Source organism: Streptomyces sp. SS7, from assembly GCF_037993025.1.
GTDB lineage: Bacteria > Actinomycetota > Actinomycetes > Streptomycetales > Streptomycetaceae > Streptomyces.
Window position 1 is genome coordinate 1,393,818 of the sequence record NZ_CP141223.1, and the last position, 18,741, is coordinate 1,412,558.

The 18,741-nt window shown below is 72.1% G+C and carries 14 protein-coding genes; 9 read left to right on the plus strand and 5 right to left on the minus strand.

The window, feature by feature from the left end:
* The first annotated feature begins 46 nt into the window (after positions 1-46).
* Positions 47-640: a rhodanese-like domain-containing protein gene (locus tag U5640_RS06315; RefSeq protein ID WP_340374799.1), complete on the plus strand. Its 594-nt coding sequence runs from the start codon at positions 47-49 to the stop codon at positions 638-640.
* A gap of 104 nt (positions 641-744) precedes the next feature.
* On the opposite strand, the gene U5640_RS06320 is transcribed toward U5640_RS06315, so the two are convergent.
* The 3 genes from U5640_RS06320 to U5640_RS06330 form a co-directional block, all read right to left on the minus strand.
* Positions 745-1,470, minus strand: a complete 726-nt coding sequence (locus tag U5640_RS06320) for a class I SAM-dependent methyltransferase (RefSeq protein ID WP_340374800.1) — start codon at positions 1,468-1,470, stop codon at positions 745-747.
* Between the two features lie 146 nt (positions 1,471-1,616).
* Entirely contained in the window at positions 1,617-4,121 is a 2,505-nt protein-coding gene (locus U5640_RS06325) for a SpoIIE family protein phosphatase (protein WP_340374801.1), read from the minus strand.
* Between the two features lie 530 nt (positions 4,122-4,651).
* Complete coding sequence (locus U5640_RS06330) at positions 4,652-5,095, minus strand: SRPBCC family protein (protein WP_340374802.1); 444 nt, start codon at positions 5,093-5,095, stop codon at positions 4,652-4,654.
* Positions 5,096-5,304: 209 nt separating this feature from the next.
* Here U5640_RS06330 and U5640_RS06335 point away from each other — a divergent pair, with 209 nt between their 5' ends.
* Both U5640_RS06335 and U5640_RS06340 read left to right on the plus strand, forming a co-directional pair.
* Positions 5,305-6,357, plus strand: coding sequence for an Rv2578c family radical SAM protein (locus tag U5640_RS06335; RefSeq protein ID WP_340374803.1), 1,053 nt, complete (start codon positions 5,305-5,307; stop codon positions 6,355-6,357).
* Between the two features lie 147 nt (positions 6,358-6,504).
* The gene (locus tag U5640_RS06340) at positions 6,505-8,079 is read left to right on the plus strand and encodes an alpha/beta hydrolase (protein ID WP_340374804.1); all 1,575 of its coding nucleotides are present in this window, start codon (positions 6,505-6,507) and stop codon (positions 8,077-8,079) included.
* 155 nt (positions 8,080-8,234) lie between these two features.
* Here the strand turns inward: U5640_RS06340 and U5640_RS06345 are convergent, their stop codons facing one another.
* Together U5640_RS06345 and U5640_RS06350 are read right to left on the minus strand one after the other, a co-directional pair.
* The gene (locus tag U5640_RS06345; protein WP_340374805.1) at positions 8,235-9,383 is read right to left on the minus strand and encodes a tryptophan dimethylallyltransferase family protein; all 1,149 of its coding nucleotides are present in this window, start codon (positions 9,381-9,383) and stop codon (positions 8,235-8,237) included.
* Between the two features lie 191 nt (positions 9,384-9,574).
* A complete protein-coding gene (locus U5640_RS06350) occupies positions 9,575-10,150 on the minus strand; it encodes an adenylosuccinate lyase (RefSeq protein WP_340374806.1) in 576 nt (191 codons plus the stop codon).
* Between the two features lie 557 nt (positions 10,151-10,707).
* On the opposite strand from U5640_RS06350, the gene U5640_RS06355 reads away from it, so the two are divergent.
* From U5640_RS06355 to U5640_RS06380, 6 genes are all read left to right on the plus strand, one after another.
* Complete coding sequence (locus U5640_RS06355; RefSeq protein ID WP_340374807.1) at positions 10,708-12,513, plus strand: 3-hydroxyacyl-CoA dehydrogenase family protein; 1,806 nt, start codon at positions 10,708-10,710, stop codon at positions 12,511-12,513.
* A gap of 160 nt (positions 12,514-12,673) precedes the next feature.
* Entirely contained in the window at positions 12,674-13,489 is an 816-nt protein-coding gene (locus U5640_RS06360; protein WP_340374808.1) for a TetR family transcriptional regulator, read from the plus strand.
* A gap of 368 nt (positions 13,490-13,857) precedes the next feature.
* Positions 13,858-15,201 (plus strand): crotonyl-CoA carboxylase/reductase, encoded by a 1,344-nt coding sequence (gene ccrA, locus U5640_RS06365; RefSeq protein ID WP_340374809.1) that lies wholly within the window; start codon positions 13,858-13,860, stop codon positions 15,199-15,201.
* 16 nt (positions 15,202-15,217) lie between these two features.
* The gene (locus tag U5640_RS06370; protein ID WP_340374810.1) at positions 15,218-17,266 is read left to right on the plus strand and encodes a protein meaA; all 2,049 of its coding nucleotides are present in this window, start codon (positions 15,218-15,220) and stop codon (positions 17,264-17,266) included.
* Positions 17,263-18,222, plus strand: coding sequence for a CoA ester lyase (locus U5640_RS06375; protein ID WP_340374811.1), 960 nt, complete (start codon positions 17,263-17,265; stop codon positions 18,220-18,222). Before U5640_RS06370 ends, U5640_RS06375 begins: the two co-directional genes overlap by 4 nt.
* A gap of 5 nt (positions 18,223-18,227) precedes the next feature.
* Entirely contained in the window at positions 18,228-18,740 is a 513-nt protein-coding gene (locus U5640_RS06380) for a MaoC family dehydratase (protein ID WP_340374812.1), read from the plus strand.
* Position 18,741: the final 1 nt, after the last annotated feature.

The following is an 18,741-nucleotide window of genomic DNA, read 5'->3' on the forward strand; positions in this document are numbered from 1 at the left end:
GTATCCTACCCGTGCGGGACAACACCCCTGAGAAAGGTTCTGTTCCGTGCACTTCTCGCACACCACCCCGGCCGTCCCGGCCGCGCTGACCATCGCAGAGGCGGCCGCCCGGCTCGACGCGTTCACCGTGGTGGACGTACGCACACCCGGCGAGTACGCCTCGGGTCATCTGCCCGGCGCGCACAACGTGCCGCTGGACCGGCTCGACGAGGCCTCGGCCGCGCTGAGGGCGGCGGCCGGCCGACGCCCCCTGCTGCTCGTGTGCGCCTCCGGGGCCCGATCCGCGCAGGGCTGTGCCCGGCTCGCCGACCTCGGGGCCCCGGCGGCCACGCTGGAGGGCGGCACCGGGGCGTGGGCCGCGGCGGGGCATCCGCTGGAGCGGCGGGCGGGCGCCCGTACCCCGTGGCCGATGGACCGCCAGGTGCGGCTGGCCGCGGGCTCCCTGGTCGTCGCCGGGTTCCTGGCGGGCCTGGCCCTGCCGGCGGCCCACTGGCTGTCGGGGCTGATCGGCGCGGGACTGGTGTTCTCCGGCGCGACCGGCACCTGCGGCATGGCCGCGCTCCTCGCCCGGCTGCCCCACAACCGGCCGGGCCGGGACGCGCTGCCCTTCGAGGAGACACTGGCCCGGCTCACGACCTGACCCGGCCCGACGGCCGGACGGCCCCCTGGCGGGACACCGCCCTGACCGGTTCCACCACCCGACCGGAACCCGCACTGGCGGGCCCGCCCGGCGCGGCCCGGGGGTCAGGTCGCCCGGCCGGCCACCAGCCAGTTCGACGGCAGTTCTATCAGCGTGCCGTCCGCGCTGTACTCGGTGGTGATCAGCGGGAGGCGGCCGCTCGCGAGAACGGTGAGGCCGGCCGCCTCCAGGTGGGCCGGCACGGCGGCGTCGGCGACCTCGCCGGGCGCTATGCCGTGGCGGAAGATCGGGGCGAGCTTCGGGGGCGGGCCCGCCGGGCCGTGGGCGAGGCCGCCGAGGACCGCGCCGGCCGCCTCGGACGGTTCGACGAGGAAGACCCGGCCCCGCTCGCCGAGCAGCACGGCGATCCCGTCGGCGAGGGGCTGCCGGTCGGCCGGCTCGCACTGGTGCAGGACGCCCCGCATATAGACGTGGGCGTCGCCGAGTTCGGTGTGCAGGGCCTCGGCGGCGCCCCGTTCGGCGGCGTCCAGCAGCCGGTACCGGGCACGGCCCTCGGGGTCGGCCTGGCGGGCGTGGTCGAGGGCGGCGGCGGCCAGGTCGACGCCGAGGACCTGCGGGAAGCGGTCGGCGAGGAAGCGGGTCTGGGTGCCGTTGCCGCAGCCGAGGTCGATCAACGGCAGGGCGGTGTCGGTGACGTACGGCTCGAACAGGGCGAGGTGAGGGGCCGCGGTCACCTTCGGGTCCGCGTCCCAGAACACCGCGCCGGTGTCATCGGGGGCCTCGTGCCAGAAGCCCTCCCAGGCCTCCCGGTATCGCGTCGTCACGCTCATCCCAACTCCCCAGGGTGCGGCGCCGATCCGTCATGAGTGACGGGCGAGTACGGTCTACCGCGCCCGGGTTGTCGTCACAAGCAGGACGCGCGGTTCCGGCACGCCCGGTGCACACCCGCAACGCGCCTCTGCGGAGGGGGAGTTGTTCAGCGCCGCGGCAGGGTGAGTTCGAACCACACCGACTTGCCGGCGCCGGTGCGGCTGGTCCCCCACTCACGGGCCAGGGTGCTCACCACGCGCAGTCCGCGTCCGGCTTCGTCCTCGGGCCCGGCGCTCAGCAGGGTCGGCAGGTCGTGGTCGTCGTCGTCCACCTCGCACAGCAGCGTCTCGCCGCGCACCAGCCGCAGGGCGACGGGCAGCCGATGGGAGTGCCGTACGGCATTGGTGACCAGTTCGCCGACCATCAGCTCCGCGACGTACGCCAGTTTCGCGAGCCCCCAGTCGTGGAGTTGTTCGCGGACGGCCGCGCGGGCCCGCGGGACCTCCGCCGGGTCGAGGGCGAAGCGCCATTCGGCGACGTCGTCGGGTTCGATGCCGTTGAGGCGGGCCATCAGCAGGGCGACGTCGTCCTTGCGGTCGCCGTGGCCCGCTTCGGTGAAGGTCGCGGCGAGGGCGCGGATGATGGTGTCGCAGGCGTCGTCCATGGAGGCGGCGGGGTGGGCGGCGGACTCGCACAGGGTCGCCAGGCCCACGCCGATGTCCTCGCCGCGCACCTCCACCAGGCCGTCGGTGCACATCACGAGCCGGTCGCCGGGCTCCACCCGCACGGTGACCGTCTCGAAGGGCACGCCGCCGACGCCGATGGGGGCACCGGTGGGCAGGTCGAGGAGTTCGGTGCGGCCGTCCTCCGCGCGGACCAGCACCGGCGGGATGTGGCCGGCGTTGGCGAGGTGGAGTTCGCCCGCGATCGGGTCGTAGACCGCGTACAGACAGGTCGCGAGGTAGCTGTCGCCGAGGCGCTGGGCGAGGTCGTCGAGGTTGCGCAGGAGCCGGGCGGGCGGCAGGTCGAGGGCCGCCATGGTCTGTACGGCGGTGCGCAACTGGCCCATCATGGCGGCCGAGTTGAGGCCGTGGCCCATGACGTCGCCGACGACCAGCGCGGTGCGGGCGCCGGGGAGTTTCACGGAGTCGAACCAGTCGCCGCCGACCCGGCCGAGGAGGGTGCCGGGCAGATAGCGGGTGGCGATGTCGCAGCCCGCCATGCGCGGCGGGATGTGCGGCAGCATGCTGTCCTGGAGGGTCTCGGCGACGGACTCCTGGTAGGTGTACATCCGGGCGTTGTCTAGGACGAGGCCCGCTCGGGCGGCGAGTTCGGCGCCGGTGACCCGGTCCATGTCGTTGAACTCGACGCGCTCGGGGTGGCGCAGCAGGACCATGAAGCCGAGGACGACGTTGCGGGCCTTGAGCGGGACGACGAGCATGGAGCGGCCGGTGATGAGGGGCCGGATGTCGCGTTTCTCGAACTGTGCGGCGATGGCGTGGCCCATCTGCTCGCTGATGCGCGGCACGAGGACGGGCTGCCCGGTGGTCATGCACTGGAAGAACGGGGTGTGGGCGGGGAAGGGCATCGCCTCGCCGACGGGGACGACGTCGTCCCAGCGGCCGGGTTCGTCGGTGTGTTCGACGGCGACCCGGTGCCACATGGTGCGGGTGTCGGGCACACCGTCGGGGAAGCCCTCGCCGGCGACGACCTGTTCGCGCAGGTAGGTGCCGGCGACGTCGGTGAAGCGGGGGACGACGGCCTTGCTGACCTCGATGATGGTGCGGGAGAGGTCCAGGGAGGTTCCGATGCGTCCGCTGACCTCGTTGAGGAACTCCAGGCGTTCGCGGACGGCGGCGTGTTCGAGGTCCTCGCCGTCGTCGGCGGCGTCGTCGGGCAGGGGCAGGCCCGCGGCGGCGGCGCGGGCCGCCCGCTCCCGGCGGGCCTTGCGTTCGGCGCGGCGGGCGACGCCCCAGTCGGGAGTGACCGGGACCCGGTCGTTCTGACTGAACTCCAGGACGGGGTACCCGAGTTCGAGGACCTGGGCGACGATGCGGGCGCTCTCGCCGACGCTCATGCTGGGCAGGATGTCGGGGAGCCGGCGGGCGAGTTCCTCGGCGCCGGGGAAGTCGGTGTGCAGGGCGAAGCCGGGCGCGATGCGTTCGACGGCCACGGCGGCGGCCGAGGAGGGGGACTCCGGGGCGCTCGGCTCGGGGCGCAGTACGGCGGTGGCGTCGGCGGCGAGCACCAGGAGCCGTTCGCGGCCGGGGCCGACCAGCGGGTAGGCCCACCACAGGACGTCGGCGCGCTCGCGGTCGTGTCCGGGGACGGTGAGGCGGGCGCGTCCGGCGGCGGGGTAGCCGAGGCCCTGGTCGAGGGAGGAGTCCAGGCCCGGTCCCAGGCCGTCGTAGGCGCCGTACTCGCCGTAGGTGTCCTCGGGTTCGGGGAGGGCGCCGGAGACGGGGAGCAGATCGATGGCGGGCGCGCCGATCGCCTCCTCCTTGGCGACGCCGAAGAGCCGGCGTGCGCCGGTGCTCCAGTGGGAGATGAGGCCGTCGCGGTCGACGACGACCACGGCCAGGGGGACGCGTCCGGGATCGGCGGTGTCGTCCGCCGCCGCGCTGTGCGCTCCGCGGCTGGGAGGTGCGTCCCTCTCGGTGCCACGGTCCATGGCCCAGGCCCTCTCTCCCCAGAGCTGTGCAAGATCTGTCCGCAGCAACAACCGTACGGCGCGCGCAGGTCGGGATGTGCGGCAATTCTGTAATTGGTTTCACCGGAGCGCGCCGGGGTACGCCGCGGGGCGCGCGGTCCGGTCGGTCCTGGTGGCCGAGGCGCGGGCCGGGTGCGGCGCGGGCGCCGCCGGTGGCCTTCAGTACGGTGGCGGCGGGCGGGTGGCCGGTGGTCTCCGGGGAGGCCGTGACGGTGACGGGGAGGGCGGACGACCGGAAGGCGGGGGCCGGTGACCGGGAGGGCGCACCGGCCGGAAGGCGGGGGCTCACAGCCGAGGGCCGCCTCTGGCGGACGGCGGGGGGCGCCGCACCCGTGTGGTGGGGCCGCCCCCCCTCGTCGCACCTGCCGCACGGTTCCGGCATGCAGGGGGAACTCGGGGCAGGTGCGCGGGGTGGCGGCGCCGTCCCGGTCGCGGGCACGGGGCACCCGCACCGGTGAGGGGTCAACGGGCGGCCGTCGCCCGGGGGGCGGCTACTTCTCGACCTCGGCGGCGAGCTTGACGAGGATCTCGTCGTAGATCCGGGCGAGGCCCTTGGGCGCGAAGGTCCGCTCGAAGAAGCCGCCGATGCCGCCGGCGCCCTTCCAGGTGGAGGTGACGACCACGCGGGCCTTGCCCTCGCCGGCCGGGGTGACGCGCCAGACGGTGACCATGGAGGAGTTGCGGTCCTTCTCCACCAGTTCGCCGTCGGTGGGCTCGGTGACCTCCAGGAGGCAGTCGCGGACGCGCTTGCTGGTGGCCTGGAGCCTCCAGTGGACGAGGGTGCCCTCGCCGTCGCCGCCCTCGCGCACCTCGTACTCGCTGAAGTGGGCGGGCAGCAGGTTCGCGCGCGTGCCGGTGTAGTCGGCCAGCGTGTCGAACACCTTGTCGGGGTCCGCCGCGACGACCCGCTCGGTGGTGGCCTCGACCTGCGCCATGAAGTTCCTCCAGGTCCGTGTTGCTCAGGATTGCTCGGGGTTCCCGGGCAGGGCAAGCCAACCACCCCGCTCCACGGCCGCCCAAATCGGGGTGGGGGAAACGATCACGGGGTGCGCGAAACGCCGAGGCAGACGCCCGTTCGCACGATCATGGGAACAGATGTTCTATTGTGGGTGCAGGTGCAGGGCAGTGCTACGGAGGAGGCGTCATGCGCTGGGAGAATCTCGCCCCGGAGTCCCGCCACGACCGCCCGGCCGAAGCCGCGCTGTTCGGCGCGGACGCGGTCACGACCCGTACGTTCGACACGCCCGAGTTCGCCGGCATCACGTTCCACGAGGTCCGGGCCCGCACGGTCCTCAACCGGGTGCCGGGCGCCTCGCGGATGCCGTTCGAGTGGACCGTGAACCCCTACCGCGGCTGCACGCACGCATGTGTCTACTGCTTCGCGCGCAAGACGCACAGCTATCTGGACCTGGACACCGGGATCGGCTTCGACACCCAGATAGTCGTCAAGGTGAACGCGCCCGAGGTGCTGCGCCGCCAGCTGGCCTCGCCGCGCTGGCACGGGGACCACGTGGCGATGGGCACCAACGTCGACTGCTACCAGCGCGCGGAGGGCCGCTACCGGCTGATGCCCGGCATCCTGGCCGCCCTGCGCGACCGGGCGAACCCCTACTCGATCCTGACCAAGGGCACGCTGATCCTGCGCGACCTGGAGCTGCTGAAGCAGTCCGCCGCGGTGACCGACGTCGGCCTCTCCGTCTCGGTGGGGTTCACCGACACCGAGCTGTGGCGGACCGTGGAGCCGGGCACCCCGGCGCCCGAGCGGCGGCTGGACGTCGTCAGGACCCTCACCGCGCACGGTCTGGGCACCGGGGTGCTGATGGCGCCGGTGATCCCGTTCCTGTCCGACGAACCGGCGCAGCTGCGGGCCACCGTGCGGGCGATCGCGGCGGCGGGGGCGACCTCCGTCACCCCGCTCGTGCTGCATCTGCGGCCCGGGGCGCGCGAGTGGTTCATGGCCTGGCTCACCCAGCACCACCCGCACCTGGTGCGTCGCTACGAGCGGTTGTACGCCGACGGCGCGTACGCCCCCACGTGGTACCAGCGCCGGATCACCCGCCAGGTGCACGAACTGGCCCAGGAGTACGGCATCGGGCCGGCGCCCGCGGGGATGCCGCGCCGCATCCGGCCGCCGGAGCAGGAGGAGCACGGGCTCGCGGAGGACGAGTCCGGGCCGACCCAGCTCACCCTGATCTGAGCGCGTCCGGGCGCATCGCGCGCCCGAACGGGTCAAATCGCCCGGCGGTACGTATCTCCGGACGATCTTTCCGGGACGATGCCGCGAGGGCCGTGAGCCACGCGGCCCGGCCGCTTCGAGGCCCCCCTCCGTCCTGGGAGGACTTTCTTGAACACTCGCGCAGCCGTGCTGTGCGCCACCGCCGTCGTCCTGGCCGGGACCGTCACGGCCGTACCGGCCGGGGCGGCCCCGGCGCCCCCGGCCGCCGCCCGGGCGACGCAGCTCACCTGGAAGAAGTGCGCCACCGCCGACCAGCCGACGCTGCAGTGCGCGTCGCTGAAGGTGCCGCTCGACCACGACGACCCGGACGGGGAGCGGATCACCCTGGCGCTCTCCCGGGTCCCGCACACGGCGACGACGTACCAGGGTCCGCTGCTGGTCAACCCCGGCGGGCCCGGTGGCCGCGGTCTGTCCCTCGCCGGTTTCGTCGCCTCCGCGCTGCCGAAGGCGGTCGCGGCGCAGTACGACGTCATCGGCTTCGACCCGCGCGGGGTGGGCAGGAGCACGCCCGCGCTGGACTGCGCCCCCGGCCACTTCGCCCCCGTGCGCCCGGACTCCGTGCCGGCCGCCGAGGCGGTCGAGAAGGCGAACCTGGCGCGGGCGCGGTCCTTCGCCGAGGCGTGCGGCAGGAAGTACGCGCGCGTGCTGCCGTACATCGACACGATCAGCACCGTGCGCGACATGGACGCGATCCGCGCCGCCACCGGCGCGCCGCGGCTGAACTACTTCGGCTACTCGTACGGCACCTACCTCGGCGCGGTCTACGCCAAGCTGTACCCGCAGCGGGTGCGGCGCCTGGTCCTCGACTCCGTCGTCGACCCCACCGGTGTCTGGTACGACGACAACCTGACCCAGGACCTCGCGTTCAACGACCGGCACCGCGCGCTGATGGCGTGGATCGCCCGGTACGACGCCACCTACCGGCTCGGGAGCGACCCGGACGAGGTCGAGGCGAAGTGGTACGCGATGCGGGCGGCGCTCGCCCGCAGGCCGGCCGGGGGCACGGTGGGCGCCGCGGAGCTGGAGGACACCTTCCTGCCGGGCGGCTACTACAACGGCTACTGGCCGCACCTGGCCCAGGCGTTCGCGGCGTACGTCAACGACGAGGACACCGGTCCGCTGGTGCGGGCGTACCAGAACTTCGGTGCCGTGGACGCCGCCGGGGACAACGGGTACAGCGTCTACGCCGCGGTGCAGTGCCGGGACGCCCACTGGCCGCACGACTGGTCGCAGTGGCGCTCGGACAACTGGGCGACGTACCGCAAGGCGCCGTTCATGGCCTGGAACAACGCCTGGTACAACGCGCCGTGCGCGTTCTGGCCGACCCGCGCGCGGGGCCCGGTGAACATCGCCAACGGCGCCCTGCCGCCCGCCCTGCTGTTCCAGGCGACGGACGACGCGGCCACCCCGTACGAGGGCGGTGCCCTGGTCCACGCCCTGCTGCGCGGTTCCCGCCTCGTGGTCGAGCAGGGCGGCGGGAACCACGGCATCACGCTGAGCGGGAACAGCTGCCTCGACCGGCACCTGGCGGCCTATCTGACGGACGGCACGGTCCCGCGCGGCATCGGCTCGGTCGACGCGACGTGCCGGGCCCAGCCCGACCCCGAGCCGCTGACCGGCAAGGTCGCCTCACGAGCGGCCCACGGCTCGGTCCTGCACGGGCTGCTGGGCTTCCGCGGCTGAGCAGGGTTGCGCGACGGTTCCGCGAGGTCGCCGCGACGGTTCCGCGAGTTCGCCGTGAGGGCTCCGCGAGGTCGCCGTTGACCGCACGGAGCCGTTGCGCCGGTCCGGAGGGGCCCTGAAGGACCGTCACCTCACTCGGACGGGGCGCTCCGGGGTCAGGCCGGGAGGCCCGCCTCGCGCCCGGCGTACGTGCTGAACCGCAGGTACAGCCCGATGTCCGCGGGCGTCCGCGGCGAGATCGTCCGGTAGCTGCACAGCTCCTGGAGCATGCCGGTGACCCCCGGTCCGCCCGCCCCCAGTTCCCGCAGGACGCCGGCGAGCGGACGGGGGTCGACCCCCTCCAGGTCCATGAGCCGGGCGACGCGCGCGGCCGCCTCCGTGTCGTCGCGGGTGTTGTCCGGCAGGCGCAGATAGAGGTTGGCCTCCTCGGGGCCGGGCGTGCCCTCGCGGAACGCCAGGCAGGTCATCGGCTCGTTGCTGACGGTGCCGCCGTCCCGCCCGTAGATGACGGACCGCGCGCGGGCCGCCCGTTCGGGCTCGTGGCGGTGGGCCAGGGCCGCCACCGCGTCCAGTTCCTCCGTCTCCATCGGCAGGTGCCGGTAGTAGACCTTGACGCGGGAGGTACTGCCGGCGTCCAGGTCGAGGGCCATGAGCTCCAGTTCGTGGCCCTGCTTGGCGAGTTCCCGCCCGCGTTCGGCCACCGGCCGCCAGGCGTCCGCCAGGCCCAGCCGGTGCATGGCCTCGGCCATCACCTCGTACGCCCGGTCCAGGCCGTTGACCTGCGGGTTGAGGTAGACCTTGTAGTGGGGCCGGTGTCCCGGTCTCCAGGCCAGGGAGTGCCAGAGGGTGGCCCGGTAGCGTTCGGGGTCGGACGTGAGGAACAGGTCCTCGATGCTCAGGTAGCGCGCGATGTCCGTCCCGGGGCTCCCGGCGAGCCGGCGCGTCAGTGCCCGGCCGGCCTCCTGGCAGCCGAGCGGGGTGCCGTCGGAGCCGAGCGACTCGAAGAGGATGCGGACCTCGGGCCGGCCGGCCTTCCAGCTGACCGAGAGTTCCGCGGGGAAGCCGTCGGCCGAGACGAACGAGGGCGGTTCGCAGCGCGTCCCGACGGGCCGCGCGCCCCAGGGGTGGAGGACCTCGCGCAGGTCCCCGAGGACGGTCTCCGTCTGCCACGGGTCGATGCCGAGCCCGCGGCAGACCGCCGTCCACTTCTCCTCCAGGAATCCGCCGAACGTTTTTACCGGGTCTTGACGTAGGGCCAGGTCGGATATCTCGTCCATCTCGTCCGGGAGTTGCGCACTGGTCACTGTCTCTCACCCTCCGTAGCCGGAACGGTCCGGCCTTGTCCGCGGTCAGTTCGGCAGCAGCCCTGCGGGCACACCGAGCCGGATTTCGGCGGAAGGCGATCTTCCCCTCGAACGGGTATTCAAATCTCGAACTAATTGGCGATAAAACGCTGTTGACGGTAAGTCAGCACCGACGGGCCGGCACCGGCACGTCAGCGCTGCCGGGGAATCCGGGCCAGCGCGTGCACGGCCGCCTCGGCGAGCGCCGGATGGGCGAGGGCGTCGCTCAGGACGGGCCGGGCGCGGGCGTCGCCGAGCGCGCCGAGACCCTCCACACAGGCGAGAGCCACACGCCGGTAGGGGTCGTGCGGTGTCAGGCGCCTGCGGAGGGTCGTGATCAGCGCGGGCACCGACTCCGGCGCCCGCAGCTCCACCAGGAGGCGGACGGGATGCAGGGCGTAGGCGACCCGCAGTTCATTGGTGGCGAGGGCCGCCGCCGCACGGGCGGTCCGGGGGTCGCCGAGCCGGACCAGGGCACGGGCGGCGTCGGCACAGCGCGGCGGATCGCGGTGGTTGAGCAGCAGGACGAGCGCCTCGAAGGCGCGCCGGTCCCCCGCGACGCCCAGCCGGAAGGCGGCCAGCTCCCGGGCCCACAGCGGCCGCCCCGGTTCGCTGAGCACCGACGCCAGTTCGTCGGGGCCGGCCCGTACCGCCAGCCGCTCGAAGGCCGCCGTGCCGCCCGACTCCCGCCGTAAGCGCTCCGTGAGCGCCCGCAACTCCTCGTCCATGCGTCGAGCCTAGGGGGTGTTGCGAAACTCCTGTGCGGTGCCCGCGGTGCCCGGTGCGTGCTCTCGGCGTGCCGGACGAAAGCCCTCGTACTGGACGTACTTGGGGTTTCGGCCGGTGCGGCGAGAGTGCGTGCCGGGCGCCGTGGGTGCTGTGCGGGACTTTCGCAACACCCCCTAGGGGGTGGGCGGGGCGGCGCAGCGAGTCAGCTCACATGTCGGGGGCTGGCGCGCTCGTTACCCGCCGGTTAAGCTCAGAGGAGCGAGTCACCCACTCGCTTTCTCCTCGCGGCGGCCTGGTGACGCAGCCTCCGCGCAGGACGTCGGTTCGGTACCACGTACCGCTGTACGACCCGGCCACGGGACAGGGCCGGTCGGATCTCCCGTTCGTCCGCGGGGCGTTGTGCGCGCCCTGGGCGACCGGCACCGGGCGTGTGCGCTCGCAGCCCGGCACCACCCGCATCCCTTTTCCGCACCCGGTGCGCCCGGACCTCGCAGAGGTCGTCCCGGCGCACCCGGGGGCGTTCCCAGTCGTCACCCTCTTCTTCTGGAGTCCCGCGATGGCCACTCCCCTCTCCGACACCTCTCTGTCCCCGCTCCGGACGATCGCCGTCGTCGGCCTCGGCACGATGGGCACCGGCATCGCCGAGGTCCTGGCCCGGGCCGGCCGTGAGGTGATCGGCATCGACATCAGCGAGGAGCGCACGGCCCGTTCGCTCTCCGTGCTGGAGTCCTCCACCGCCCGCGCCGTGGGGCGCGGCCGGCTCACCGAGCAGGAGCGCGACGACGCCCTGGCCCGGATCCGCACCGCCACCGACCTGCGCGCGGCGGCCGACGCCGATCTGGTCATCGAGGTGGCTCCGGAGTCGTACGAGATCAAGCAGCAGATCTTCCGCGAGCTGGACGGGATCGTCCGGCCGGAGACGATCCTCGCCACCGGCACCAACGCCCTGTCCGTGACCCGGCTCGCCGCCGAGTCGGCCCGGCCGGAGCGTGTGCTCGGTCTGCACTTCTTCAACCCGGCGCCCGCGATGAAGCTGGTCGAGGTGGTCTCCTCGGTGCTGACCGCGCCGGCGGCCGTCTCCGCCGTCACCAACCTCGCCCTCGACCTCGGCAAGGAGCCGGTCGCGGTCGGCGACCGCCCCGGATTCGTCGCGGACGGGCTGCTGTTCGGCTACCTCAACCAGGCCGCCGCGATGTACGAGGCGCGCTACGCCTCCCGCGAGGACATCGACGCCGCGATGCGGCTCGGCTGCGGGCTGCCGATGGGCCCGCTGGCGCTGCTGGACCTGATCGGCGTCGACACGGCCCGTACGGTCCTGGAGGCGATGTACGCCGAGTCGCGCGACCGGCTGCACGCGCCCGCCCCGATCCTCAAGCAGCTCAGCGAGGCCGGTCTGACGGGCCGTAAGGCGGGCCGCGGCTTCTACACCTACGAGGCACCGGGCAGCGCGACGGTCGTCCCGGACGTGCTGACGCCCGCCGCCGGCGCGTTCGGCGTCCCCGGCCGCGAGGTCCGCAGCGTCGGAGTCGCCGGCTCCGGGACGATGGCCTCCGGGATCGCCGAGGTGTTCGCCAAGGCGGGCTACGACGTCGTCCTGGCCGCCCGCAGCGAGGAGAAGGCGCAGACGGCGAAGGCCCGGATCGGCAAGAACCTGGCGCGCTCGGTCGACAAGGGCCGGATGACCGCCGAGGCCGCCGCGCAGACCCTGGAGCGGATCACCCCGGCCGGCTCCTACGACGCGTTCGCCGACGTCGACCTGGCCGTCGAGGCGGTCGCCGAGGACCTGGAGATCAAGCGGCAGCTGTTCGCGGCCTTCGACAAGGTCTGCAAGCCGGGTGCCGTGCTGGCCACCACCACCTCCTCGCTGCCGGTCGTCGCCTGCGCCCGCGCCACCTCGCGCCCGCAGGACGTCATCGGGATGCACTTCTTCAACCCGGCGCCGGCCATGAAGCTGGTCGAGGTCGTCCGTACGGTGCTGACGGCCGAGGACGTCCACGCGACGGTGCACGAGGTGTGCGCACGGATCAGGAAGCACGCCGTCGACTGCGGGGACCGCGCCGGGTTCATCGTGAACGCCCTGCTGTTCCCGTACCTCAACAACGCGATCAAGATGGTGCAGGAGCACTACGCGTCCCTGGACGACATCGACGCCGCCATGAAGCTCGGCGGCGGTTACCCGATGGGGCCCTTCGAGCTGCTGGACGTCGTCGGGCTGGACGTCTCCCTCGCGATCGAGAAGGTCCTGCACCGGGAGTTCCGCGACCCGGGGCTCGCCCCGGCGCCGCTGCTCGAGCACCTGGTGGCCGCGGGCTGCCTCGGCCGCAAGACGGGCCGGGGTTTCCGCGAATATGCCCGCCGCTGACGGCGCCGGCGACCGGCTCGCGGCCGAGCGGGACTGGGGCGGACTGCTCGACCCCGGCGGGCTCCCGGTGCCCGCCGGGCCCGGCTCTCCCCCGCTCACCGCGGGCGGGGGAAACCCCGGACCTGCGCGGAGAGCTGCGCGCATGCAGTACGTTCGGGGCATGTCCCAGCCCGCCAGGTCCCCACGTACACCAGCCACGCCCGACGTTTCGGAGAGTGCCGCGGGCAGCCGCGCGGCCGCCCAGCGGCTCAGGATGCGCCGCGAACTGGCGGCCGCGGCCATGGAACTGTTCGCCACGAAGGGGTACGAGGCGACCACCGTCGACGAGATCGCGGCCGCGGCCGGCGTCGCCCGCCGCACCTTCTTCCGCCACTTCCGCTCCAAGGAAGAGGCGATCTTCCCCGACCACGACGACACCCTGATCCGCGCCGAGGCCGTCCTCAACGCGGCCCCGGCCCACGAGCACCCCCTCGACACCGTGTGCCGCGGCATCAAGGAGGTCATGAAGATGTATGCGGCGCGGCCGGAGATCTCGGTCGCCCGCTACAAGCTGACCCGCGAGGTGCCCACCCTGCGGGAGGCGGAGATCGCCTCGGTGGCCCGCTACGAGCGGCTGTTCACCCGCTACCTCCTCGGCCACTTCGACGAGCACGCGCACGACGACGACGCCAACGACGACCCGCTGCTGGCCGAGGTCGCCGCCTCCGCCGTGGTCACCGCCCACAACCACGTCCTGCGGCGCTGGCTGCGGGCGGGCGGCCAGGGCGACGTCGAGACCCAGCTCGACCACGCCTTCGCCATCGTCCGCCGGACCTTCGGCACCGGCATCGGTGCCGGACGCAGCGGCGGCGCGCCGGCCAGGCCGGCCCCCGCGGCCGTCTCCGCGCAGGGCGAGGTGCTGGTGACCGTCGCCCGTACCGACGCCCCGCTCGACGAGGTCATGCGCGCCATCGAGCAGGCCCTCAAGGAGCGCTGACCGCGCGTTCGCCCTGTGATGACGGCCACCCGCCCGGGTGGCCGTTTTGGCATGTCAGGGCAGCTTTTCGGGCGGATTTCAGTCCCCGTTCGATCGATCATCGCTCATTTGTTACGTAAAGATTTCATCTGAGGAGAAGTTCTGGCACTCAGTGCCTTGCGGGGTGACACGCGGTGTCATACGTTGAAGGTGTCCGGGCGGCCGGCGTGCAGAGACCTTTCGTACGCCGGCTGTCCCCGCAGCGCATGGTCTGCGCGCCCGGACGCCTGCGTCACAGGCAACCTCCCGCGCCACAAAGCGCCGCCGAACAGCATCGAACCAACCCTCAGCGCCCCTCCCTCAGGGCGCTCACCGCCGGAGGCAACACCGTGACCACTCAGGACATCCTGGACGCGATCCAGTCCCCGGACGCGACGCCCGCCGACTTCGCGGCGCTGCCGCTTCCCGAGTCGTACCGCGCGATCACCGTCCACAAGGACGAGACCGAGATGTTCGCCGGGCTCGAGACCCGCGACAAGGACCCGCGCAAGTCGATCCACCTCGACGAGGTTCCGCTGCCCGAGCTCGGCCCGGGAGAGGCCCTGGTGGCCGTCATGGCGTCCTCGGTCAACTACAACTCCGTGTGGACCTCGATCTTCGAGCCGCTGTCCACCTTCGGCTTCCTGGAGCGCTACGGCCGGCTCAGCGAGCTCACCAAGCGGCACGACCTGCCCTACCACATCATCGGCTCCGACCTCGCGGGCGTCGTCCTGCGCACCGGCCCCGGCGTCAACGCCTGGAAGCCGGGCGACGAGGTCGTCGCGCACTGCCTCAGCGTCGAGCTGGAGTCGTCCGACGGCCACAACGACACGATGCTCGACCCGGAGCAGCGCATCTGGGGCTTCGAGACCAACTTCGGCGGCCTCGCCGAGATCGCCCTGGTCAAGTCCAACCAGCTGATGCCCAAGCCGGACCACCTCAGCTGGGAGGAGGCCGCCGCCCCGGGTCTGGTCAACTCCACCGCCTACCGGCAGCTGGTCTCCCGCAACGGCGCCGGGATGAAGCAGGGCGACAACGTCCTGATCTGGGGCGCGAGCGGCGGCCTCGGCTCCTACGCCACGCAGTTCGCGCTGGCCGGCGGCGCCAACCCCATCTGCGTCGTGTCCTCGCCGCAGAAGGCGGACATCTGCCGGGCGATGGGCGCGCAGGCGATCATCGACCGCAACGCCGAGGGCTACCGGTTCTGGAAGGACGAGCAGACGCAGGACCCGAAGGAGTGGAAGCGCTTCGGCAAGCGCATCCGCGAACTCACCGGCGGCGAGGACATCGACATCGTCTTCGAGCACCCGGGCCGCGAGACCTTCGGCGCCTCCGTCTTCGTCACCCGCAAGGGCGGCACCATCACCACCTGCGCCTCGACCTCGGGCTACATGCACGAGTACGACAACCGCTACCTGTGGATGTCCCTGAAGCGGATCATCGGCTCGCACTTCGCCAACTACCGCGAGGCCTGGGAGGCCAACCGGCTCATCGCGAAGGGCAAGATCCACCCGACCCTGTCGAAGACCTACTCCCTGGAGGAGACCGGGCAGGCCGCGTACGACGTGCACCGCAACCTCCACCAGGGCAAGGTCGGCGTGCTGTGCCTCGCCCCCGAGGAGGGTCTCGGCGTGCGCGACGAGGAGATGCGCGCCCGGCACGTCGACGCCATCAACCGCTTCCGCAACATCTGAGACACCCGGGGTCAAGATGACTGAGCGTCAGCCCGCCGCAGGCACGCGGGAGAAGGACCGGCCGTGGCTCATGCGCACGTACGCCGGCCACTCCACGGCCGAGGCGTCCAACGAGCTGTACCGGCGCAACCTCGCCAAGGGCCAGACGGGCCTGTCGGTGGCGTTCGACCTGCCGACCCAGACCGGCTACGACTCCGACCACGTCCTCGCCCGCGGCGAGGTCGGCCGGGTCGGTGTGCCGGTGGCCCATCTCGGTGACATGCGCCGGCTGTTCCAGGACATCCCCCTGGAGCAGATGAACACCTCGATGACGATCAACGCCACCGCCATGTGGCTGCTGGCGCTCTACCAGGTCGTCGCCGAGGAGCAGGGCGCGGACATCACCCGGCTCCAGGGCACGACCCAGAACGACATCGTCAAGGAGTACCTGTCCCGGGGCACGCACGTCTTCCCGCCGGGGCCGAGCCTGCGCCTGACGACGGACATGATCGCGTACACGGTCGCCCACATCCCGAAGTGGAACCCGATCAACATCTGCAGCTACCACCTGCAGGAGGCGGGCGCCACGCCGGTCCAGGAGATCGCGTACGCGATGTCCACCGCGATCGCGGTGCTCGACGCCGTGCGCGACTCGGGGCAGGTGCCCGCCGAGAAGTTCGGCGACGTCGTGGCCCGGATCTCCTTCTTCGTGAACGCGGGCGTCCGCTTCGTCGAGGAGATGTGCAAGATGCGGGCGTTCGGGCGGATCTGGGACCGGATCACGCGCGAGCGCTACGGCATCGAGGACCCCAAGCAGCGCCGCTTCCGGTACGGCGTCCAGGTCAACTCGCTCGGGCTGACCGAGGCACAGCCGGAGAACAACGTCCAGCGGATCGTGCTGGAGATGCTGGCCGTGACGCTGTCGAAGGACGCCCGCGCGCGTGCCGTGCAGCTGCCGGCCTGGAACGAGGCGCTGGGCCTGCCCCGGCCCTGGGACCAGCAGTGGTCGCTGCGGATCCAGCAGGTGCTGGCGCACGAGAGCGACCTGCTGGAGTACGAGGACCTCTTCGAGGGCTCGCACGTCGTCGAGGCGAAGGTCGCGCGGCTCGTCGAGGAGTCCCTCGCGGAGATCGCGCGGATCGAGGAGATGGGCGGCGCGATGGCCGCCGTGGAGTCCGGCTACCTGAAGTCGCAGCTGGTCTCCTCGCACGCCGAGCGCCGCGCCCGGATCGAGTCCGGCCAGGAGAAGATCGTCGGCGTCAACATCTTCGAGACGACCGAACCCAATCCGCTCACCGCCGATCTCGACACGGCCATCCAGACGGTCGATCCCGCCGTCGAGGCCCGGGTCGTCGCCTCCCTGCGGGGCTGGCGCGAAACCCGCTACCAGCCGCCCTTCAACCACCCCCGCCCCTGCAAGGCGCTGGAGCGGCTGAAGGAGGCCGCCAAGGGCACCGACAACCTGATGGAGGCCACCCTGGAGTGCGCCCGCGCCGGGGTCACGACCGGTGAGTGGGCCGGGGCGCTGCGCGAGGTGTTCGGCGAGTTCCGGGCGCCGACCGGGGTCTCCTCGGCGCCGGTGGCGGTCCCCGCCGAGGAGGGCTCGGCCATGTCGGAGGTGCGCCGCAGGGTGGAGACGACCGCGAAGGACCTCGGCACGGGCAAGCTGCGCTTCCTGGTCGGCAAGCCGGGCCTGGACGGGCACTCCAACGGCGCCGAGCAGATCGCCGTGCGCGCCCGCGACGCCGGCTTCGAGGTGGTCTACCAGGGCATCCGGCTCACCCCGGAGCAGATCGTGGACGCGGCCCTCGCCGAGGACGTGCACGCGGTGGGCCTGTCGATCCTGTCCGGCTCGCACGCGCAACTGGTGCCGGACGTGCTGGAGCGGCTCCGTGTGGCCGGTGCCACAGATATACCGGTGATCGCCGGTGGCATCATCCCGAATGGTGACGCCGAGCAGCTCAGGGCGGCCGGAGTGGCCGCGGTCTTCACCCCGAAGGACTTCGACATCACCGGAATCATCGGCCGCATCGTCGACGAGATCCGCAAAGCGAACAAGCTCGACCCCCTGGAGGTCCCCGCATGACCGTCAACCGTCTGCGTCCGCGCCGCTCGTGTCTCGCGGTCCCGGGCAGCAACCCCCGCTTCCTGGAGAAGGCGCAGGGCCTGGCGGCGGACCAGGTCTTCCTCGACCTGGAGGACGCGTGCGCCCCGCTCGCCAAGCCCGAGGCGCGGCACACCGTCGTCAAGTTCCTGAACGAGGGCGACTGGACCGGCAAGACGCGGGTCGTGCGCGTCAACGACTGGACGACCGAATGGACGTACCGTGACGTCGTGACGGTCGTCGAGGGCGCCGGCCCCAACCTCGACTGCATCATGCTGCCGAAGGTGCAGAACGCCCAGCAGGTCGTCGCGCTGGACCTGCTGCTGACGCAGATCGAGAAGACCATGGGCTTCGAGGTCGGCAGGATCGGCATCGAGGCGCAGATCGAGAACGCGCAGGGCCTGAACAACGTCAACGAGATCGCGCAGGCCTCCCCGCGCATCGAGACGATCATCTTCGGGCCGGCCGACTTCATGGCGTCGATCAACATGAAGTCGCTGGTCGTGGGCGAGCAGCCGCCCGGCTACCCGGCGGACGCCTACCACTACATCCTGATGAAGATCCTGATGGCCGCCCGGGCCAACGACCTCCAGGCGATCGACGGCCCCTACCTGCAGATCCGCAACGTCGACGGCTACCGCGAGGTCGCGCGGCGCGCCGCCGCGCTCGGCTTCGACGGCAAGTGGGTGCTGCACCCGGGCCAGGTCGAGGCGTCCAACGAGATCTTCTCGCCCTCGCAGGAGGACTACGACCACGCCGAGCTGATCCTGGACGCCTACGACTACTACACCTCCGAGGCGGGCGGCAAGAAGGGCTCGGCGATGCTCGGCGACGAGATGATCGACGAGGCCAGCCGCAAGATGGCGCTGGTCGTCTCCGGCAAGGGGCGTGCCGCCGGCATGCAGCGCACCAGCAAGTTCGAGATCCCGGAGGCCTGAGCGCGATGCAGTTCGGACGCACCTACGAGGAGTTCGAGGTCGGGGCGACGTACAAGCACTGGCCGGGCAAGACGGTCACCGAGTACGACGACCATCTGTTCTGTCTCCTCACCATGAACCACCACCCGCTCCACATGGACGTCAACTACGCCGAGAACACCACGGACTTCGGCAAGAACGTCGTGGTCGGGAACTACATCTACTCCCTGCTGCTCGGCATGTCGGTGCCGGACGTGTCCGGCAAGGCGATCGCCAACCTGGAGATCGAGTCGCTGCGGCACGTGGCGCCGACCTTCCACGGCGACACGATCTACGGCGAGACGACCGTGCTGGACAAGTGGCCCTCGAAGTCGAAGAACGACCGCGGGATCGTCCATGTGGAGACCAGGGGCTACAAGCAGGACGGCACGCTCGTGTGCGTGTTCCGCCGCAAGGTGATGGTGCCGACCGAGACGTACATCAAGGAGCGCGGCGGCGAGCAGCCGGGCCGCCCCGAGCTGAAGCAGCAGGAGAAGTAGC

Excerpts from the sequence above, each read along its gene's own strand:
- U5640_RS06350 (WP_340374806.1), bottom strand. The coding sequence starts at position 10,150 with ATGGACGAGGAGTTGCGGGCGCTCACGGAGCGCTTACGGCGGGAGTCG.
- U5640_RS06330 (WP_340374802.1), bottom strand. The coding sequence starts at position 5,095 with ATGGCGCAGGTCGAGGCCACCACCGAGCGGGTCGTCGCGGCGGACCCC.
- U5640_RS06375 (WP_340374811.1), top strand. The coding sequence starts at position 17,263 with ATGACCGTCAACCGTCTGCGTCCGCGCCGCTCGTGTCTCGCGGTCCCG.
- U5640_RS06380 (WP_340374812.1), top strand. The coding sequence starts at position 18,228 with ATGCAGTTCGGACGCACCTACGAGGAGTTCGAGGTCGGGGCGACGTAC.
- U5640_RS06370 (WP_340374810.1), top strand. The coding sequence starts at position 15,218 with ATGACTGAGCGTCAGCCCGCCGCAGGCACGCGGGAGAAGGACCGGCCG.
- U5640_RS06335 (WP_340374803.1), top strand. The coding sequence starts at position 5,305 with ATGCGCTGGGAGAATCTCGCCCCGGAGTCCCGCCACGACCGCCCGGCC.
- U5640_RS06325 (WP_340374801.1), bottom strand. The coding sequence starts at position 4,121 with ATGGACCGTGGCACCGAGAGGGACGCACCTCCCAGCCGCGGAGCGCAC.
- U5640_RS06360 (WP_340374808.1), top strand. The coding sequence starts at position 12,674 with ATGTCCCAGCCCGCCAGGTCCCCACGTACACCAGCCACGCCCGACGTT.
- U5640_RS06320 (WP_340374800.1), bottom strand. The coding sequence starts at position 1,470 with ATGAGCGTGACGACGCGATACCGGGAGGCCTGGGAGGGCTTCTGGCAC.
- U5640_RS06355 (WP_340374807.1), top strand. The coding sequence starts at position 10,708 with ATGGCCACTCCCCTCTCCGACACCTCTCTGTCCCCGCTCCGGACGATC.